The organism is Archangium sp., from assembly GCF_036389735.1.
Classification (GTDB): domain Bacteria; phylum Myxococcota; class Myxococcia; order Myxococcales; family Myxococcaceae; genus Archangium.
On sequence record NZ_DASVWK010000816.1, the window covers coordinates 1 to 16,068 of the forward strand.

13 protein-coding genes and 1 pseudogene are annotated in these 16,068 nt (G+C 69.6%); 9 read left to right on the forward strand and 5 right to left on the reverse strand.

Annotated elements, in window-relative coordinates; all coding sequences use genetic code 11:
* Positions 1 to 212, forward strand: a pseudogene (locus VF794_RS28965) (hypothetical protein); the annotation flags it as partial.
* A 7-nt stretch (positions 213 to 219) separates the two neighbouring features.
* On the forward strand, positions 220 to 1,548 hold the full coding sequence (gene thrC, locus VF794_RS28970) for a threonine synthase (protein WP_331115960.1): 1,329 nt from the start codon (positions 220 to 222) through the stop codon (positions 1,546 to 1,548).
* Here the strand turns inward: thrC and VF794_RS28975 are convergent, their stop codons facing one another.
* The gene (locus tag VF794_RS28975; protein ID WP_331115962.1) at positions 1,549 to 2,802 is read right to left on the reverse strand and encodes a hypothetical protein; all 1,254 of its coding nucleotides are present in this window, start codon (positions 2,800 to 2,802) and stop codon (positions 1,549 to 1,551) included.
* A 165-nt stretch (positions 2,803 to 2,967) separates the two neighbouring features.
* On the opposite strand from VF794_RS28975, the gene VF794_RS28980 reads away from it, so the two are divergent.
* Both VF794_RS28980 and VF794_RS28985 read left to right on the forward strand, forming a co-directional pair.
* Positions 2,968 to 4,005, forward strand: a complete 1,038-nt coding sequence (locus tag VF794_RS28980) for a putative zinc-binding metallopeptidase (protein WP_331115964.1) — start codon at positions 2,968 to 2,970, stop codon at positions 4,003 to 4,005.
* A 4-nt stretch (positions 4,006 to 4,009) separates the two neighbouring features.
* Positions 4,010 to 5,044, forward strand: coding sequence for a D-alanine--D-alanine ligase family protein (locus tag VF794_RS28985; protein ID WP_331115966.1), 1,035 nt, complete (start codon positions 4,010 to 4,012; stop codon positions 5,042 to 5,044).
* A 62-nt stretch (positions 5,045 to 5,106) separates the two neighbouring features.
* On the opposite strand, the gene VF794_RS28990 is transcribed toward VF794_RS28985, so the two are convergent.
* A complete protein-coding gene (locus VF794_RS28990) occupies positions 5,107 to 6,048 on the reverse strand; it encodes an MBL fold metallo-hydrolase (protein ID WP_331115968.1) in 942 nt (313 codons plus the stop codon).
* A 140-nt stretch (positions 6,049 to 6,188) separates the two neighbouring features.
* Between VF794_RS28990 and VF794_RS28995 the strand changes: the two genes are divergently transcribed.
* Genes VF794_RS28995 through VF794_RS29005 form a run of 3 tightly spaced genes read left to right on the forward strand, consistent with a single transcriptional unit; the run spans position 6,189 to position 7,945 of the window.
* Complete coding sequence (locus VF794_RS28995; protein WP_331115970.1) at positions 6,189 to 6,527, forward strand: hypothetical protein; 339 nt, start codon at positions 6,189 to 6,191, stop codon at positions 6,525 to 6,527.
* A complete protein-coding gene (tmk, locus tag VF794_RS29000) occupies positions 6,524 to 7,198 on the forward strand; it encodes a dTMP kinase (RefSeq protein ID WP_331115972.1) in 675 nt (224 codons plus the stop codon). Before VF794_RS28995 ends, tmk begins: the two co-directional genes overlap by 4 nt.
* A gap of 12 nt (positions 7,199 to 7,210) precedes the next feature.
* Positions 7,211 to 7,945: a competence/damage-inducible protein A gene (locus VF794_RS29005; protein WP_331115974.1), complete on the forward strand. Its 735-nt coding sequence runs from the start codon at positions 7,211 to 7,213 to the stop codon at positions 7,943 to 7,945.
* A gap of 4 nt (positions 7,946 to 7,949) precedes the next feature.
* Here VF794_RS29005 and VF794_RS29010 read toward each other — a convergent pair whose 3' ends face one another.
* On the reverse strand, positions 7,950 to 9,479 hold the full coding sequence (locus VF794_RS29010; RefSeq protein WP_331115976.1) for an amino acid permease: 1,530 nt from the start codon (positions 9,477 to 9,479) through the stop codon (positions 7,950 to 7,952).
* 158 nt (positions 9,480 to 9,637) lie between these two features.
* Between VF794_RS29010 and asnS the strand changes: the two genes are divergently transcribed.
* On the forward strand, positions 9,638 to 11,038 hold the full coding sequence (gene asnS, locus VF794_RS29015; protein WP_331115978.1) for an asparagine--tRNA ligase: 1,401 nt from the start codon (positions 9,638 to 9,640) through the stop codon (positions 11,036 to 11,038).
* Between the two features lie 9 nt (positions 11,039 to 11,047).
* On the forward strand, positions 11,048 to 11,926 hold the full coding sequence (locus tag VF794_RS29020) for a bestrophin family protein (RefSeq protein WP_331115980.1): 879 nt from the start codon (positions 11,048 to 11,050) through the stop codon (positions 11,924 to 11,926).
* Positions 11,927 to 11,944: 18 nt separating this feature from the next.
* Here VF794_RS29020 and VF794_RS29025 read toward each other — a convergent pair whose 3' ends face one another.
* Positions 11,945 to 13,252, reverse strand: coding sequence for a hypothetical protein (locus VF794_RS29025; protein ID WP_331115982.1), 1,308 nt, complete (start codon positions 13,250 to 13,252; stop codon positions 11,945 to 11,947).
* Between the two features lies 1 nt (position 13,253).
* Entirely contained in the window at positions 13,254 to 16,010 is a 2,757-nt protein-coding gene (locus tag VF794_RS29030; protein WP_331115984.1) for a TonB-dependent receptor domain-containing protein, read from the reverse strand.
* Positions 16,011 to 16,068 lie beyond the last annotated feature (58 nt).

The following is a 16,068-nucleotide window of genomic DNA, read 5'->3' on the forward strand; positions in this document are numbered from 1 at the left end:
TCTGCCGCTACTGCCGCAACGTGCAGGAGACCGGGGCGGTGTGCGATCGCTGCGGCATGCGGCTGCCCAAGGTGCGCATGACGAGCCCCGAGGCCTCCGCGGCCGCGCGGGTGCCCGCCGGAGAGCGGACGAAGTGCTCGAAGTGCAATTCCCCCGCGCACGCGGGCCGGGCCTGCGTCACCTGCGGCACCCTCGTTCCAGCGGCGGAGTAAGAGCACCATGAGCGCGTCCGACTTCCATGCCGAATATGCCTGCAGCGAGGGGTGCGGCTTCCGCGCCTCCTTGCTGGAGGTCGTCTACCGCTGCCCCCGCTGTCAGGGACTGCTGGAGGTGGCGCACGACGTGGAGGCGCTGCGCTCGGTGTCGGCGGAGGAGTGGCGGCGCCGCTTCGAGCAGCGCTTCGGGGCCTCGAGGCTGCCGTATGCCTCGGGCGTCTGGGGCAAGCACGAGTGGGTGCATCCGGGGCTGCCGGTGGAGCACATCGTCTCGTTGGGGGAGGGGAGGGTGCCGCTCAAGGCGCTGTCGCGCATGGCGGCGGAGCTGGGGCTGGCGAGCCTGGACCTGAAGGAGTGTGGCGTCTCGCCGACGGGGAGCTTCAAGGACTGGGGGATGACGGTCCTGGTGTCGGCGGTGAAGCACATGAGGGCGCGCGGGGTGCCCATCCGGGCGGTGGCGTGCGCGTCGACGGGGGACACCTCGGCGGCGCTGTCGGCGTACTGCGCGGCGGCGGGGATTCCGGCGGTGGTGTTCCTGCCGAAGGACAAGGTGTCGCTGTCGCAGCTCGTGCAGCCGGTGGCGAACGGGGCGCGGGTGCTGTCGCTGGACACGGACTTCGACGGCTGCATGCGGCTGGTGCAGCAGGTGACGAAGGACGCGGGGCTGTACCTGGCCAACTCGATGAACTCGCTGCGCATCGAGGGGCAGAAGGTGGTGGCGATCGAGCTGTGCCAGGACCTGGGCTGGGAGCCGCCGGACTGGGTGGTGATTCCGGGCGGGAACCTGGGCAACGCGAGCGCGTTGGGCAAGGGCTTCGAGCTGCTGCTGGCGCTGGGGCTCATTACCCGGAGGCCGCGGATCGCGGTGGCGCAAGCGCAGCGGGCGAACCCGCTGGTGCGCTCCTTCCGAGGAGGCTTCGCGGAGCTGGTGCCGATGCAGGCCGAGCGCACGCTGGCATCGGCGATCCAGATTGGGAACCCGGTGTCGTTCCGGCGCGCGGTGAAGATGCTGAAGGCGTTCGACGGGGTGGTGGAGGAGGCGACGGAGTCGGAGCTGGCGAACGCGGCGGCGCGAGCGGACCGGGAGGGCACCTTCACGTGCCCGCACACGGGCGTGGCGCTGGCGGGGCTGGAGAAGCTGGTGGCCCAGGGAGTCATCGCCCGCGGCGCGCGAGTGGCGGTGGTGTCCACGGCACACGGGCTGAAGTTCCCGGACTTCAAGGTGGGCTACCACCGAGGGGCGCTGGAGGAAGTGACGAGCCGGCTGGCGAACCCGCCGGTGGACTTGCCGGCGGACCTGGGCGCGGTGCGCGAGGCCCTCGCGGATCTGTGATTAGCGGGCAACCACCAGGATCTGCCGTGCTCGCCCTGGAACCGAGCAGTACAGCCGCAGCACGTCCGGGGTCTCCAGGGGCTCCGCGAGCGACTGGCACCAGTGCAGCAACTCGCGCAGGTAGGCCTCACTCTGGGGCTGCCACCGCTCGTCCGTGGCGATCCGGTGACGGATGCGGGAGAGCGTCGCGGTGGAGACTCCGGTCAGGCTTCCCGCCCGGGTGATGAAGCACAGCCGGCGCAGGTACGGGCCGACGTCAGGCTCGCGCCGGAAATACCGGAAGGAGTCGCGCGTGAAGACGAAGCGCTCGCCGTCCTCCTCGTGCACGGCTTCACGGTCGAAGTGCCCGGAGCGGAAGTACCGGGTCCGGTACTGCTCGGGCTCATAGTGCCCGGCGTCTCCCCTGACCCAGGCCAGGTTCTCCTGACGGAGCCGGAAGCCGTGGGCGAGGTCATTGAGGTTGCGCTTGACCTCGACCAGGGCCAGCACCTCCACCGGCTGCTCGGCGCGGCGTGGCTGGCGGATGACGAGCTGGTCGAGCTCGACCCGCGCCGCCCTCAGGGTGACGCCCTGGAGCACCCGCAGCCGCTGCCTCGCCCCGGCCTCCTGGCTCCCCACCAGCTCGGGGACGAGGTAGCGCCATGTCTGGCTCACGGCCAGCTCCTCGAAGGATTCGCCCGAGTGCCCGGAGCGTTGGCCCTGGTGCCGCGAGAGTTCGGCCAGATGCGCTTCCTCCCTGTCCAGTCCGAGGCTCGTGCGCGCCTGCTGCAACTCCTCCTGGAGCCGCAGCAGCTCCCGCCGCGTGGGGCTCGCCCGAATCAGCTCTGCCTGCTCCTCCTGGAGTGCCCGCTGTCTGACCTGAAAGGCGGCGAGCTTGTCCCGAAGGCCTGGTTGTTTCTCCGGCGCGGACCGCGCCAGCGCCGCGCTCAGCCCGGAGATGGCCTTGCCGGTACGGGAGAGCTCCTCTTCCAGCGGGTGAAGACGGGCGAACTGCGCCGAGGCCCGGTCCGCGGCGGTGGCGTGCCGGCACGCCCGCTCCAACTCGTGGAGCCGTGAGTGGGCCCGCCGCAGGTCACGGATCCGGGTGCGCTGAGCGAAGACGGGGTCCGACTGCCAGGAGGCCAGCTGCCGGGTGTGCCAGTGGCGGAAGCCCTCGACATCGAGGTCGCGCAGCTCGACGGCCTCCCGCAGCAGCCGGCGCAGCTCGCGCGTCCCTCGGAGGACCCGAGGATGAGTCGCCAGCGCGATCTTCATCCTCGTGAGCCTAGCTCCTCGGGTTCCAGCTCGGCCAGGGGAAGAGGGCTGGGACGTGGGCTCGCTCTCTCGCCCGCCGCTCGGGCGGGGCAAGCTGTCCATCCAGGCAGCCGCTCCTTACCTCAAGGGAGCATGATGCCACCGTCTCATCCAGACCCGCTGGGCATGCGTGAGAAGCACCCCACCGAGCACGGTGAGGGACGCGGACGGCTGTCCCCCCAGCGCGAGGCGTTGCTCAAGGCGCGCATCAAGGATCTCTCGCTGCGCCTGTCCGGTACGCCGCTCGAGCGCCACATCGCCCAGCTCCACGCGGAACTCGAGGTCAAGGGCATCTCCTTCAAACCCCAGTGCTACCTGTCCGACGAGTGGGGGTGTCCCTCGGGCGTCCCGGTCATCGGCCTGCCGTTCTACCTGGCCGACCCGAACCTGCTCTCCATCGAGGCGGACCTCGGGGGCGGGGCGGAGTCCGAGACGGAGATCCTCATGTACCTCCGGCATGAGGCGGGGCACGCCTTCAACTATGCCTACCGGCTCTACGAGACAGAGGAGTGGCTGCGCGTCTTCGGCGACTACTCGCGGCCCTATCGCGACGACTACAAGCCCCAGCCGTTCTCGCGCCGCTACGTCTCGCACATCTCGGGCTGGTACGCCCAGAAGCACCCGGACGAGGACTTCGCGGAGACCTTCGCCGTATGGCTCACCCCCCACGGTGACTGGCGCAAGCGCTACCACGGCTGGGGTGCCCTGAAGAAGCTCCAGTACGTGGAGGAGATCGTGGCGCGGCTGGGCCGCACGCCTCCGGTCGTCCAGGTCGCCGAGCCGGACCTCACCACCGAGGAGATGGAAGGGACGGTCCTCGACCACTACCGCCAGCGCGAGCTGGACGAGAAGGTGGACCTGGAGCTGCGCAATGCCTTCGACGAGTCCCTGGAGGACATCTTCGAGGGCCCCGGGGAGGCGCCCGTTCGCGCGGAGACGCTCGTGCGGGCCGAGCGCCAGCGCCTGCTCTCCCTGGTGAGCCAGTACTCGGGCGTGAGCCGGGGCGTCGTGCGCGCGCTGGTGGATCATCTGACCGAGCGCACCGCCGCCATGGGCCTCACGCTCCATCCCGGTGACAGTCGCGAGGCGGTCTCCCGGCTGTTCTCGCTCGTGACGGTGCTGTCCATGAACTACCTCTACACCGACCGCTTCTTCGAGGAGTGACTCCATGGCCCTGTCTCCCCTGCGCATCGCGGTTCTCTATTACCAGCCCAAGGACGAGCCGCCCGATCCGGTGAGAGAGCAGGTGTGCGACGCGCTCCGGCGGGCGGGACACACGCCCGTGGACATCCGCGTCGACGAGAGCCTCACGGACCTGGTGCGGCAGGTGTCCCGGTGCCAGGCCGACCTCGTCTTCAACCTCTGCGAGACCTTCGCCGACGACTACCGGTTGGAGGTGAACGTCGCGGCCGTGCTGGAGCTGGCGCGCGTGCCCTTCACGGGCTCGGGGACGGCGGGCCTGCTGCTCGCGCAGGACAAGATCCTGGCCAAGCAGCTCCTCCAGTTCCACGGGGTGCTCACCCCGCGCTTCGCCACCTTCGATGGAACCTCGTTCCAGACGAGCGGGGACTTGTCCTTCCCGCTCATCGTCAAGCCGGCGCGCTCGGATGCCTCCATGGGCCTGGGCGTGGAGCGGGACATGGAGGGGCTGGCGCGCCGGGTGCGGCTGATCCGTGAGGAGTACGACGACGAGGCGCTCGCGGAGGAGTTCATCGAGGGGCGGGAGATCTACGTGGGGGTGCTTGGAGAGCACGCCCGGCCCGAGGTGCTGCCCGCGGTGGAGCTCGACTTCGGCAAGAAGTGGAGCCGCAAGCGGATGAAGATCGCCGACCGGGAGGTGAAGTTCGGCCCGGACACGCCCGGCAGCCCCCAGCTCGTGATGCCCAAGGATCTCTCGGACGAGCTGCGGGGCCGCATCGAGCGGGCCGCGGTGACGGCCTTCCGTGCGCTCAAGCTGCGCGACTACGCCCGCATCGACTTCCGCGTGTCCAGCGCGACCAACGAGCCCTACCTGCTCGAGGTGAATCCCAATCCCTACCTCGAGGCGAAGAGCGAAGTGGCGCTCGGCGCCCGGGAGATCGGGCTGTCCTACCCGGAGCTCATCGAGCGCATCGTCGAGGTGGCCGCGCGGCGTCACGGGCTGGGGATGGGGAACCAGCCCGGCGTTCCCGCGGAAGCCTCCGAGCCCGCCTCCTTGAGCTGACCTTCGACAGCGGCGGCGACTCTCCTCTCGACAGAGAGTCGCCGTGCTTCCTCCGGACGAGGCTACTTCTTGCCGTCGGGCTTGGCAGCGCCCTCGGGCTTGGCAGCGCCCTCGGCGGCGCCACTACCGGCCGGCTGCTGCGGGAAGTACTTGTTGGCCGCGAAGTCCACGATGCCGGGCACGCGGTACTTCTTGAACTTGCCCTTCACCGCCTTGGTGAGCTCCTCGCCCGACTTCGCACCCTGGCGCGTCTTCTGGAAGAACGTCAGGTACTCGAGGTTCTTCTTGAGCAGGTCCTTGGCGCCCGGCTCACCATGGCCGGCGTAGATCTTCTTCACGGGCAGCTTCTGGAGCTGCTCGAGCGCGGCGATCCACCCCTGGGGCTCCTGGTCCGCCAGCCACAGGTGCACGTTGTTGTAGACGAGGTCCCCGGCCACCAGCGTGCCCGTGCCCTTGTGCCAGAGTGCGTGCGCGTCCTTCACCTCGGCGGCGGGGAAGGTGAGCACCTCGAACTCGGCGTTGCCGACCTTGAGCGTGTTGCCGTCGAGCTTCTCCAGCGCGGGGAGCTCCGTGGGCAGGTTCGGCGCGAGCGCGCCGTTCATGAAGCCCTCGCGGTAGAACTTGAGCATGCCCGGGCCCGCCTGCGTCATGCCCTCCACCGTCGCGGGCGTGGCCACGAGCCGCGCCTCCGGGAAGGCCGCCTTCAGCCGCTGCAGGCCGAAGAAGTGATCCGGGTGCGCGTGGGTGATGAAGATGGTCTTCACCGTCCCCTTGGTCTTCTTGGCCTTCTCGACGAGCTTGTCCACCTCGTCGTTGAACATCTGCGCGTCGACGATGGCGATCTCGCCGTTGCTCTCGATGAGATGGGAGCTGACGAGGAACGAGTTCTCGGACGCGGTGTGGGTGTGGACGGTGAAGTCCTTGGCGGCCTCGACACGTCCGGCCCAGGCCACGAGGACCAGCGACGCCAGGAGCGCGAGCTTCTTCTGCGACGAAACGATCATCTACCTCTCCATTGCCCGCTCCTCCGGGAGCAGGCGGAAGGGAGTCTCAGCAGGCACTCCGCGTGTAGTCCAGAGAAAGCCCTTTCCAGGATGCCCGCGGACTCGACGGGGCTCCCGTGTTCCGCTAGGTTCGCGGCCCCGTGAACGCAGATACGCAGAATCTCCATGAGCAGCTCGAGCGCCTCCAGGAGGCGCTCTCCACCCGCCAGAGCACCTACCTCTTCGCCCATGCGGGCGTGTCCTGCATCGTCTCGATGATCCTGGGATGCGCGACGGCCAAGCTCTTCTGGGACTCGGTGAAGGCGCCCCATGTGGCGTGGCTGGGTCTGACCGCGACGGTGGGGCTGGTCCTCTACGCGCTGACGCGCTACCGCCAGGGCCGCACGGTGCTGGCCGACGAGCTGGTGCGCTACGAGTCGATGCTGGACCTGCGCCGTCAGCTGCGGCTGGACGACCCCTCGGCGCTGCTGCCCCGGTGAGCCCGGCCCGGAAGCCCACGCGGAGTGGGCGGTTGATTGTCCTCGAGGGTCTGGACGGAGCGGGCACCACCACCCAGGTGGAGCGGCTGGCGGCGGCGCTGCGGGCCGAGGGCCACCCGGTCCTCACCACGCGCGAGCCCTCGGACGGCCCGGTGGGCGTGCTCATCCGTCAGGCGCTGACGGGGCGGCTGGTGCTGCCCGGAGGCGGGGGGCCCCTGGCCGCCGAGACGCTGGGACTGCTGTACGCGGCGGACCGGACGGACCACCTGCGCGCCAAGGTGCTGCCGGCGCTGGATGCGGGGCAGGTGGTGCTGAGTGATCGCTCGGTGCTGTCGTCCCTGGCCTACCAGGGGGCGTCGCTGCCCATGGAGTGGGTGGAGAGCATCAACGCGCACGCGGTGCCGGCGGATTTGACGCTCTACGTCACGGTGCCCATCGAGGTGGCGGCGAGGCGGCGGGCGGCGCGGGGAGGGCCGGAGGAACTCTTCGACGCGGAAGAGAAGCAGCGGCGCATCTCCAAGCAGTACGAGGCGGCCATCCGGCTGCGGGGCAAGCGCGAGCACGTGGTGCGCATCGACGGGGACCAGAGTGTGGACGCGGTGACGGCCGCGTGCCTCGTCCAGGTGCGCAAGCTGCTCGGACGCAAGCCCGGCCGCGCGGCGGTGCGCTAGAGTCCCCGCCGCATGGAGCCTACCGGCGCGGCGGCGGTCATCATCGGCAACGAGGTCCTCACGGCGAAGGTGGTGGACGCGAATGGTCCCCACCTCATCCAGCGGCTGCGCGAGGTGGGCATTCCCCTGCGCTCGCTGGAGATCGTTCCGGACGAGGTGGACGTCATCGTGGAAGCCGTGGCGCGCGCGCGGCTGCGGGCGAAGTACGTCTTCACCAGCGGCGGAATCGGGCCCACGCACGACGACGTGACGGTGCGGGCGGTGGCGCTGGCGATGGGCCGCCGGGTGGTGCGACTGCCGGAGATGGTGGAGCTCATCCGCGAGAAGGCGGTGGACGCGCCGACGACCGAGGCCCTGCGGCTGGCGGATGCGCCCGAGGGGGCGGTGCTCATCGCTCAGCCGGGCAGCTGGTACCCGGTGCTGACGGTGGCGGACGTGTTCATGCTGCCCGGGGTGCCGCAGCTCTTCCGGGCGCAGCTCGAGGCGGTGCTGGCGACGTTGCGCGGAACGCCGGTGCACGTGCGCGTGCTGTACCTGCGCCTGGGCGAGAGCGCGGTCGCGGCCATGCTGGACCGGGTCGCGTTGGACATGCCGCACGTGGCGATCGGCTCGTACCCGACGTTCGACCGATCGCTGGACTACGTGGTGAAGGTGACGGTGGAGAGCGTGGATCAGGCCGTCGTGGAGGAGGCCGTGTCCCGACTCCGGACGGGCCTGCCCCAGGACTCCGTGGTCCGCTCCGAGTAGCCCGTTACTTGATGATTCCCGGGGGCTCCTCCAGGTTGATGGGCGGCTTGCCTCGCCGCAGCACCGAGTGGCGGTAGCCATAGGCGAAGTAGAGCACCATGCCGATGGCGAGCCAGATGCCGAAGCGCCCCCAGGCGTGGAGCGGCAGGCCCTGCATGACGAAGAGGCAGGCGCCGGCGCCGGCCAGCGACACCGGCCATACGAAGGGCACCTTGAAGGGCCGGTGGCGGTGCGGGTCCTTCAGGCGCAGCATCGGCACACCCAGGCACACCAGCATGAAGGCGGACAGGGTGCCGATGTTGGTCAGGTCGTACGTGGCGGCGTCATCGGCCACCAGCGCGCCGAGCGCCACCAGCACGCCGGTGATGAGCGTGGTGATGTGGGGCGTGCGGTACTTCGGATGGATCTTCGCCGCCCAGGGGGGCAGCAGGCCGTCGCGCGCCATGGCGAAGAAGATGCGCGGCTGGCCGTACTGGAAGACGAGCAGCACCGCCGCCATCGACACCACCGCGCCCAGGGAGATGATCCAGCTGAACTGCGTCAGCCCCGCCACCTCGAAGGCGTGGGCCAGGGGATCCGAGGACTTGAGCTGCTGGTAGGGGATGAGGCCCGTGGCCACCGCGCCGACGATGACGTAGATGACCGTGCACACCGCCAGCCCCAGGAGGATGCCCCTGGGCAGGGTGCGCTGCGGGTCCTTCGTCTCCTCGGCCGCGGTGGAGATGGCGTCGAAGCCGATGTAGGCGAAGAAGACGATGGCCGCCGCCTGATGGATGCCCCGGAAGCCGTTGGGGGCGAAGGGAGTGTAGTTGGCCGGGTTGATGTGCAGCATGCCCACGCCCACGAAGATGGCCAGCACCACCAGCTTCACCACCACCATCGCGTTGTTGACCCGGGTGCTCTCCTTCACCCCGCGCATCAGCAGCCAGGTGATGACCATCACGATGAGGAAGGCCGGCAGGTTCACCAGCACGGGGATGCCGAAGAGGCGTGGCGCGGTGTCCAGCAGACCGTGGATGGCCGGGTCGGTGCTCGCCTGCACATTGTAATAGCCGTGCGTCAGCCAGTCGGGGATGTGGACCCAGGGGGAGATGAGCGAGTTGAAGTACCCCGCCCACGCGATGGCCACCGCCACGTTGCCCACCGCGTACTCGAGGATGAGGTCCCACCCGATGATCCACGCGATGAGCTCGCCCAGCGTCGCATAGGTGTACGCGTAGGCGCTGCCGGCCTGGGGAATCATCGAGGCCAGCTCGGCGTAGCAGAGCGCCGCCAGGGCGCACACCCCGCCGAGCAGCAGGAAGGACACCATCAGGGCGGGACCGGCGCCGTACCGCACCACCTCGCCCGAGGGCAGCACCTCGCCAGCGGCCGCGGTGCCGAGCGTGGAGAAGATGCCGGCGCCGATGACCGCGCCGATGGAGAGCATGACGAGGTCGCCGGTTCCCAGCGCACGCTTGAGGCCGCCGGCTGACTCACCCTCGGGGAGCAGGTCGGCGATCTCCTTGCGCTGGAAGAGGGTACGCATGGACATAGGGGGGCGCGATTACCACGATCCCCCCGGTCCGGTCTCCCTCCGTTCCTGCCGCATTGCGTCGGTTCCCGGTCTGGAGGCTCATCTCGGGGCTTGTCCTCGGGCCGGTGTGCGGCTAACTCCGCGTTCTCTGAATTGTTGGAGGGAGGAAGGGTCTCATGCAGGTCGTCAGTGTGAAGAAGGCGCTGGAAGGTTCGATCGCCCCGGACACCAAGGTCGAGGTGCGCGGCTGGGTCCGCACGCGCCGCGACTCGAAGGCTGGCATCAGCTTCATCAACGTCAGCGACGGCTCGACCTTCGATCCGATCCAGGTGGTCGCTCCGAACTCGTTGCCCAACTACGAGAAGGAGGTGCTCCACCTCACCGCCGGCTGTTCGGTCGTCTGCCGCGGCACGCTCGTCAAGTCCCAGGGCAAGGGCCAGGCGTTCGAGGTGCAGGCCGACGAGGTGAAGGTGCTCGGCTTCGTGGAGGACCCGGACACCTATCCCATCCAACCCAAGCAGCACACGCTGGAGTTCCTGCGCGAGGTGGCCCACCTGCGCCCGCGCACCAACACCTTCGGCGCCATCACCCGCGTGCGCCACACCGCCGCCCAGGCCATCCACCGCTTCTTCCACGAGGAAGGCTTCTTCTGGGTGAACACGCCGATCATCACCGCCAGCGATGCCGAGGGCGCCGGGCAGATGTTCCGCGTGTCCACGCTGGACATCGCCAACCTGCCGCGTACCGACGCCGGGAAGATCGACTGGAGCAAGGACTTCTTCGGCAAGGAGGCCTACCTCACCGTCTCGGGCCAGCTCAACGTCGAGGCCTACTGCCTCGCGCTGTCCAAGGTGTACACGTTCGGCCCCACGTTCCGCGCGGAGAACTCGAACACCACCCGGCACCTGGCCGAGTTCTGGATGATCGAGCCGGAGATCGCCTTCGCGGACCTCAATGACGACGCGAACCTGGCCGAGCGCTTCCTCAAGTACGTCTTCAAGGCGGTGCTCGCCGAGTGCGCGCCCGACATGAAGTTCTTCGAGGAGCGCCAGCAGAAGGGCGTCATCGAGCGCATGGAGAAGTTCGTCAACTCGAGCTTCGAGCGCATCGACTACACCGAGGCCGTGGAGATCCTGAAGAAGGCCAAGAAGAAGTTCGACTACACGCCGGAGTGGGGCAACGACCTCCAGACGGAGCACGAGCGCTACCTCACCGAGGAGCACGTGGGCCGGCCGGTGGTGGTGATGAACTACCCGGAGAAGATCAAGGCGTTCTACATGCGCCTGAACGACGACGGGAAGACGGTGGCGGCGATGGACGTGCTGGCACCGGGCATCGGGGAGATCATCGGCGGCAGCCAGCGCGAGGAGCGGCTGGACGTGATGGACAAGCGCATGGTGCAGTTCGGCCTCAACCCCGAGCACTACCAGTGGTACCGGGACTTCCGGCGCTACGGCTCGGTGCCCCACGCGGGCTTCGGGCTCGGGTTCGAGCGGCTCATCGTCTACATGTGCGGCCTGCAGAACATCCGCGACGCCATTCCGTACCCACGCGTGCCGGGCTCGGCGCAGTTCTGACGGACGGGAATGATTCCGTACGATCCGCATCATTGGTGGCGACACCTCTTCAAGCTGCGCGGAGGGGTGGTCCAGGAGATCGGTGGGCGGATTGGAGTGTTCGCGCTCTGGTCCGTCGCGCTGACGTGGTTCCACCTGTACGTGCACAAGATCGACGTGCCGGCCACCGGGCACACGCTGGCCGGCACCGCGCTCAGCCTGTTGCTCGTGTTCCGCACCAATGCCTCTTATGACCGGTTCTGGGAGGGGCGGAAGCTGTGGGGAGGGGTCGTCAACGAGACGCGCAACCTCCTGCGGGCGGCGGTGGTGAACATCCCGGCGGTCGATCTGCTGCGCCGGTTGGCGGCCTGGACGGTGGTGTACCCGTATGCGTTGACGCGCGTCCTGCGGGGCAGTGGCGATCTCGGACCCGCCGCGGCCCTGCTGCCTGCCGCGGAGCTCGAGCGCGTGCTGGCCTCGAGCAACGCCGGGGTCGCGGTGGCGATGCGCATGTCCGCGGTCCTCGCCGAGGCCCGGCACCGCGGGCTCATCTCCGACTACGTGCAACTCCAGATCGACCAGAACGTGCAGCTGCTCATCGACTACCAGGGTGGGTGTGAGCGCATCGTCAAGACGCCGCTCCCGTTCGCGTACATGCTCCACCTGCGTCGCACGCTCATCCTCTTCATCCTCGGCCTGCCGTTCGCCCTCGTGGAAACCTTCGGTTGGGCGACGGTGCCCGTGGTGGTGCTGGTGGCCCACACGTTCCTCGGCATCGAGGAGATTGGCGTCGAGATCGAGGATCCCTTCGGCACCGAGGACAACGATCTTCCGCTCGAGGACATCTCCGCGGGCATCGGTCGCACCCTCGACGAGATAGTCCCCTGGAAGGAGAAGGGCGTCGTCTGAGGCCCGCGGGCCCTCCCGCTACTCGAAGAGGGACAGCTCGGCCAGGGTGTTCATGGGGGCCGCGGACCCGTTCCGCTGCACGCTGAGCCGGACCTGACGCACCGGCTCCGGAGTCTCCAGCGGCAGGTCGAGGAACACCGGGGCCCTGTCGTACAGCTCGAGCTTCCCATCGAAGGGCGAGTCCCACGCGGAGTCGTCGGCGAAGCCGGCGCTCATGCTGTCGAGGATGGCTTCCCGGCGGGAGCGGTCGCGCAGGAGGGAGTTGGCGAGGGGGAACCAGTGCTCACCGTCCGCGCTCCCCTCCAGCAACACGCGCTCCACGCCGTCGAACCCGGGGTTGTACTCCAGCTCTCGGATGACGGCGCGCCGGAGGAGCGTGGGCTCGGCCAGCGTGACGATGAGCGAGGGCACGATCTCTTGCTGTCCCTCGGTGTCGGTGAAGGCCACCGGGGTGAGCTGGCCGTCCGTCCAGGGACACGGGCCCGGGGGAGCGGCCTCGCAGGAGGCTCCACGGCTGACGGGCCGCGAGACTCCAGCGGACAGCGGCAGGCGGGCGGTGCGCCACTCCTGCCGGAAGAAGACATGGCTGCCCGTGCTTCCCAGCGGGCTGAAGGTCCACTGCCCCAGGGACACGGCGCGCAGCTGCGCCTCGGGGCTGGTGAAGTCCTCCAGCACATAGGGGCCCGGCACCCAGGGAGCACTCACCCGTGACTGCAGCCACAGCCGCTCTCCGCCGGAGAAGAGCTGCACGATGGGCTCGGGCGTCGTGGTGGGCACCTGCAGCGTCACGTCCTCACCCTGCTCGGTGAACATGACGGTGGTCGGCTTGCCGCTCGGGGGCAGCTCGGCCGCGGGCGGCACGGGCGTGAAGCTCAGCGAGGGCCCCCGCGGGCCATCGGCCACGGTGAAGCGGGCATCCCAGTGCTGGAGTGGGGGCAGCTCCATGTCCCCGCTGAAGGCGAAGGAGACGAAGGTGCCCTGGCCGTCCTCTCTCAAGGGCAGCGAGACCCGGAAGTTGTATTGCGTGTACTGGTAGTCGCTCGCCCATTGCTCCACGTCGCCCGTGAGGAACTGGAGCGTGAAGTCGCCGTTGGCCTGGGTGGTGAACGTCGCGTACGGGCTGAAGGTGGGGGGCTGCTCCTCCTCCTGCTCCTCACCGTAGTTGATGACGGGAGGGGGGGCCCTCTCGACGCTCAAGGTGGCTCCCGCGAGGGGCGAGCCGTCCGGGTTCAGCGCGCGGCCGTACGCGAAGACGGGGTCTTCCGGGTAGCGGCAGCCGACGACGAGCAGGGGAAGCAGGAAGAGACTGGGACGGACGTGGCGCATGTCAGTAGGTCCCCTTCACGCCGAGGAGCGGGAGGATGATGGGGAGGGCCAGGGGCTTGCGCTCCAGGCCGTTCTCCGTGTGGGCGTAGTCGTAGGCGAGGACCTCCTGCTGGAGGGAGGCGTTGAGCAGGTCCAGGTAGGCCTCGAGGGTGAAGTCCTTCATGGCCCATGACTTCGCGACGCGCAGGTCCACGCGGAAGAAGGGCGCCAGCCGCCCGGCACGGTCCAGATCCTCCCGCACCCATTGGACCTGACCCCTCGCGTCGGTGACGGTGCGCTGGGTGAGCGAGGTGATCTCCCCCGTCTCGGGCCGGCCAGTGTTGAAGTGCACCACGGTGCCCAGCGTCCAGTTGTTGCCGAGCTTGTAGCTGAGCGCGGCGTTGACGACGTGGGCCTGCTCGAAGGCGAAGGGGAGGGTGCCCTCCACGGTCTCCACCACGCGGTTGTCGTCGCCGATGCGGTTGAAGCGCACGTGGCGCTTGCTCTGGAGGAAGCTGTAGGAGACCCAGCCGAACCAGTTGCGGCCCAGCGGGTGGCGGGCCATCAGCTCGAAGCCGTACGCATAGCCGCTGGCGGCGGGGTCCACGAGCGCCAGGTCGCGCCGCCGCCGGTTCTCCGCCACGTCGGCCAGGTCGAACTCCACGGTGCGCGACAGCGGGTTGTAGAAGGCGTCCCCGCTCAGCTCCAGACCCTCGGCCACCTTCCACTCGGCGCCCACGTCGAACTGGGCCCCTGACTGGAGGCCGTAGCGCAGGCCGGAGGTGTCCACCGCCGGGATGTGGAGCAGGACGGTGGGGGGCTGGTGGAAGAGACCCGCGCCCCCCTTGACGGTGAGCGTGTCCGAGACGTTGTGACGCACGGTGAGGCGCGGCTCGACCGCGGTGTGCGTGATGCCGGGCACCAGGTGGTAGGCGTCCACGCGCACCCCGGGCAGTACCAACCAGCGCTCCGAGGGCCGCCACGTCACGGAGGCGTAGGCTCCGGAGAAGGTGGCCAGCGAGGAGGGGCTCTTGAGTGGATCCTCCTCCTCCCCGGGCCGCCAGCCCGGCGGGTGCGCGCTGCCGGTGAGGAGAGTGGCGGCGCGTCGGTGCTCCACGTCTCCGCCCACCAGGAGCTCCAGCGAGTCCGACAGGCGCCGCTTCCAGCTCGTGCGCGCCGCGTAGCTCAGCTGCTTCAGCCCGTACTCGCCCACGCGCTGGCGCACCAGGGTGTTGCCAGGCTGCTGGCGCAGCGTCTGCTCGCCCACCAGTCCCAGCGCGTCCCAGCCGAAGGTGAGGCCCAGCTCGCCCTCGCCGCCCGCCAGCGGGTGCGTGCCACGCAGGTCCACCCGGTGGAAGCGCGAGGCGACACCGCCTCCCTCGCTGTCCGCGCGCAGCTCGGGGCTGAGGCCCACGTCGTCCGAGCTGCCCAGCGCGAAGAGCCGCACGCGCCCCTCGCCCACCTTCTGCTCGATGCGCGCCTGGTAGTCCCAGAAGCCCGCGCGCACCCGCTGCGCGTCCTCGCGGTTGAGGGCATTGGCCGTCAGCGAGACGAGCAGCGCGGAGTAGCTGACACGCCCGCCCACGCTGATGCTGGTGCCGGTGGAGGCGATGGGGTACTCGACGAAGCCGCCGCTGTTGAGCAGATCCGCGTACGCGGTGGCGTGCAGCCGGTCCTCGCGCGGGCGGGAGAGGCGCCCTTCCACCGCGCCGCCCAGCACCCGGCCGTACTGTACCGGCGGCGTGCCCGGGTAGAAGTCCACGGTGTCGATGAAGTCCGGGTGCACCACCGCCGGCCCGAGCAGCAAGTGGTAGAGCATGGGGATGCGCACGCCATCGAGGAAGAAGCCGGTGGCGGCGGGTTGGCTGCCACGCACCACGGGGTAGGAGATGCCCGAGGCGAGGCTGCCCACGCCCGGCATGAGCATGACGACGCGGAAGGGGTCTCCCAGGGTGCCGGGCACCTCGCGAATCTCCTGCTCGTGCAGCGAGATGCGGGTGACCTCGGTGCGCGGGCGGTCCTCTCGCACCACCGTCTCGTAGGGGTTCACCGCGCCGGGTTGCAGGCGGTAGATGACCTGGAGCGACTGCCCGGTGACGAGCGTCTCCTCGAAGGTGGTGCTCTTGTGCCCGGGGGCGCGCACCTCGAGGCGGTGGGCGCCGGGGGGCACCTCCAGGGAGAAGAGGCCCCGCGTGTCGGTGGTGGCGGCGGGGGTGTCGCTGCCATCGAGGAAGAGGGTGGCGTCCACCAGGGGGCGGCGGGTGCCGCGCGCACGCACCTCGCCGGTGAGGCGGGAGAGGGCGGGAGCGGGCGCGGCGGGAGGCTCGAAGCGGTAGACGAAGGGCAGGCGCACCGACACGGGCACTCCCCCCAGGGTGGCGGGAGTGAAGCGCAGGCCCGGCGCCGCCGCGAGGGCCGCCTCGGTGAGCCGCGCCTCCGCGGGGGCCTGGACCACCTTCACCTCGGTGACGTGGCCCTGCGCGTCGAGGAGCAGCTCCAGCAGCACCTCGCCGGCCGTGCCCTCCAGGCCCTCGGGCCACGCGGCGGGCGAGTCCGCCAGCAGGGAGGGGGGCACGAGCTGTGCCACGCCGCCGTCGGTGGTGAGGCCCAGGCGCTGGGAGTCCTCGGCGGACAGGGTGGTGCCGGCGTCGGAGGTCTGGAGCTCCACCTCCACCGAGCGCGGCTCACTGGCCGTCGAGGGCACCCCCTGCGCGCGAGCGAGGCCGGGAAGCGCGAGCAGGACGAGCAGGACGGGGGGGAGAGAACGCGGGAAAGCCATGATTGGCCTCCCAACACCACAGCCGCGCGAAGTTGTCACCCCTCAGCGTGGGATTTCC

Bases quoted from the DNA above. Each gene is read 5' to 3' on its own strand.
- thrC (WP_331115960.1), top strand. From the start codon at position 220: ATGAGCGCGTCCGACTTCCATGCCGAATATGCCTGCAGCGAGGGGTGC.
- VF794_RS28975 (WP_331115962.1), bottom strand. From the start codon at position 2,802: ATGAAGATCGCGCTGGCGACTCATCCTCGGGTCCTCCGAGGGACGCGC.
- VF794_RS28980 (WP_331115964.1), top strand. From the start codon at position 2,968: ATGCGTGAGAAGCACCCCACCGAGCACGGTGAGGGACGCGGACGGCTG.
- VF794_RS28985 (WP_331115966.1), top strand. From the start codon at position 4,010: ATGGCCCTGTCTCCCCTGCGCATCGCGGTTCTCTATTACCAGCCCAAG.
- VF794_RS28990 (WP_331115968.1), bottom strand. From the start codon at position 6,048: ATGATCGTTTCGTCGCAGAAGAAGCTCGCGCTCCTGGCGTCGCTGGTC.
- VF794_RS29005 (WP_331115974.1), top strand. From the start codon at position 7,211: ATGGAGCCTACCGGCGCGGCGGCGGTCATCATCGGCAACGAGGTCCTC.
- VF794_RS29010 (WP_331115976.1), bottom strand. From the start codon at position 9,479: ATGTCCATGCGTACCCTCTTCCAGCGCAAGGAGATCGCCGACCTGCTC.
- asnS (WP_331115978.1), top strand. From the start codon at position 9,638: ATGCAGGTCGTCAGTGTGAAGAAGGCGCTGGAAGGTTCGATCGCCCCG.
- VF794_RS29020 (WP_331115980.1), top strand. From the start codon at position 11,048: ATGATTCCGTACGATCCGCATCATTGGTGGCGACACCTCTTCAAGCTG.
- VF794_RS29025 (WP_331115982.1), bottom strand. From the start codon at position 13,252: ATGCGCCACGTCCGTCCCAGTCTCTTCCTGCTTCCCCTGCTCGTCGTC.
- VF794_RS29030 (WP_331115984.1), bottom strand. From the start codon at position 16,010: ATGGCTTTCCCGCGTTCTCTCCCCCCCGTCCTGCTCGTCCTGCTCGCG.